The sequence below is a fragment of the Rhizomonospora bruguierae genome (assembly GCF_018397995.1).
In the GTDB taxonomy this organism is placed as follows: Bacteria; Actinomycetota; Actinomycetes; order Mycobacteriales; family Micromonosporaceae; genus Rhizomonospora; species Rhizomonospora bruguierae.
Map to the genome: position 1 here is coordinate 1 of NZ_BBQH01000074.1, position 2,627 is coordinate 2,627.

Below are 2,627 nucleotides of genomic sequence, written 5' to 3' on the forward strand. Positions count from 1 at the left end.
GGCCAGACCCGCCGCAAATCCTCCTCCCGCACCGGCCGATGCCCCCGACGCGACTTCGCCGCCGGCACACCCTCCCGAACCAACGACTCCACCACCGCCCGATCCGAGGCAAACTCCCCAAACCCCACCCGCCCCGCCGCCGCCAACAACCCCTCAGCGAACTCCACAACCTCCGAATACCGACCCCACCGCGGCCGCCCACCACTCAACGGCACATACAACAACCGCCGAATATTCGCACCATCCTCCTCCGACACCTCCCAACCAGGGAACACCACATCATGCAACGCCAACACATCCGCCACCACCGCCACATCCGAATCAACCCCACCACCCGGACCCCGCCGAGGCGACGGACCATTCTCAACCCCCCACTCCCGCACCAAACCCGGACTCGCCTCCGCCCGATCCCGGAACACCCCCATCCGCAACTCACCCAACGCCGCCGCCGCCGCCCCACCCGGCGCGTCCATCCCCACCACCTGACGACGCACCACTTCCTCCAACACCGCCCCACCCAAACCACCCACATCACGCACCACATCCAACAACAACAGGCGAGCCTCAAACGGCCCATGATCCGTAAAGGATCCCGTCCGCTCAACATCACCAACCTCCCAAGCCGAAACCCCACCCCACCGATCCCACACCTCACTCACCGACACCTGCGCCGATCTCGCCTCCACCCGAGCCCGGAACATCACCCTCTGCAACTCACGATGCACCACCTCCTCCAACACCACCCCACCCACAACCTCAACGTCCCCACCCGCCCGGCCCAAAACCTCACCCAAAAACACCCCCCACCGACGCCATATCTCGTTCACCGAACCAGCAGAAATAGCCGGGAACTCCACCAACCGCCGCATCACCAACAAATCCGCCTCACGAACCACCGACTCACCGCCACTCCCCAACAACCGACCAAACAACATCAACAACTGAAACACCCGCATACCAGCCCTCACCCCACCAACACCCATAACCCGCTCCACCAACCCCACCCAACCCCCCACCACCGACCGATCCCACCGCCCCCAAGCCTTACCAAACACACCAGCCAGCATCCACCCCCCAGTGGGTTGAACCATGAGTGCCGCCCCAAGCGCGGCCCCGAACTCAGCATCATCAACCGGCTGCCCCGGCTTACCCAGCAGCTCCTGAACAAACGCATTCCACTCCCCATCACCCGGCACCGAACCCACCGACACCGCCACCCCAACCAACTCGTCAACCGACAAATCACCAAACACACCCGCACGCCGATACGTACCAACAATCAGCTCACGAGTAAGCCGACCCCCAAACACGTCACCCGCCGCCGCGGCAGCCGCCACAACACCACGCACCACAAGCGGATCAATCGGCTGCCCCCCACCAAGGACCTCCTGCACCGCCAAAGCCGGATCATCCAAACCCGTCACACCCGCCAACGCCTGCGCACCCAACTCAAACACCCACTCCGCCGACGCCGCCGACACCGCGGCCGGCGGCACCCCAACCGGCCCCGTCGACGGATCCAGCACCGGGGTCGACTGTGCCGTTGTGGGCTCGTTGCGGGCGTGTTGCGGTGCCGACGGTCGCGCGGTGGACGGCGTGTCGAACCAGACCCAGATGTTGTCGCCCGGTTGTGGGGGTTCGCGGAAGGGCGTGGGAGTGACCAGGTAGTAGTGCGCCGAGGGGATGGTGGTGACGGTGTCGTCCGCGGCGAGGGGGATCAGTCGCGAGGTTTCGGCGGCGTCCTTGGCGGGAGCGCGCGTGAGGGCCTGCGCGCCGATGATGACCGGCACGTCCCATCGCAGTCCCCACTGGTCGACCACCCGGGTCGCCACCGTGGGTGCGATTGGTGCCCGTGGATGCAGACGAACGGTTGCCGGGCGGTCCAACAGTGTCTGAGCGATGTGGAGGAAATCACGGCCCCGTACCCGCGAAAAGTCCAGGGCGGGGTCGAGGCCGACAACCGTTCTGCCGTTGCTCGCGGGGAACTGGGTGCTGGCCGGATGGGGTGGTGTGCTGCCCCGCCCGATCGTGAAGGTCCCGTCCGGTGCGGCCGTAACGTGGTGGTCGGCTGGCAGCAGGCCGGTAAGGGCGGCGGCGGCGAACTGGCCCCATCCCGGGACATGCCCGACCGGTTGGCCGCCCGCAGTGAGTCGCACGCCGGGTGCGAGGTCACGGAGGAGCCGGAACACACCTTCCCGCGCGGCTGCTGTGGACTGCGCTACGTCGAGGTCTATGTCGAGCCGCCGGGCACCCGGCCGGGCCTGTGCTGCCGGTGCTGCCACGCCCGCCGGTCCAGCGCCGCGAACCCGCACCACACCAGGGTCGGTGGCGTCGAGAAGTGCCCCACCTCCCAGGTTCCACACACCCGGCCCCACCGGCCGTAGGCGGTGCGGTGCACGGGGCCGTAGGGGCTGCCGGTCGGATCGTGTGATGTGGAAATAGTCGGCGAACTGGGAAACGGTAACGCGGCGACCGGTGGGTGTGTCGAGCAGCGGCACAAACGATGGCGCGTCGGGGGTCGAGGCGAACACTGACGCGGGGACTATCAGTGATGCCGGCCCTGCCCAGCCCTGGTCGACCCATGTCTGTACGACGTCCGGCGGCACCCGGTGGCGTTGGCGGCCAAC

2 protein-coding genes are annotated in these 2,627 nt (G+C 67.3%); one reads left to right on the forward strand and one right to left on the reverse strand.

The features are described 5' to 3' along the window. The coding region (locus KJS59_RS25225) for a hypothetical protein (protein ID WP_213455454.1) at positions 1-1,832 on the reverse strand (1,832 nt) is incomplete at its 3' end. A gap of 225 nt (positions 1,833-2,057) precedes the next feature. Here KJS59_RS25225 and KJS59_RS25230 point away from each other — a divergent pair. Further along, the gene (locus tag KJS59_RS25230) at positions 2,058-2,384 is read left to right on the forward strand and encodes a hypothetical protein (RefSeq protein ID WP_213455455.1); all 327 of its coding nucleotides are present in this window, start codon (positions 2,058-2,060) and stop codon (positions 2,382-2,384) included. Positions 2,385-2,627 lie beyond the last annotated feature (243 nt).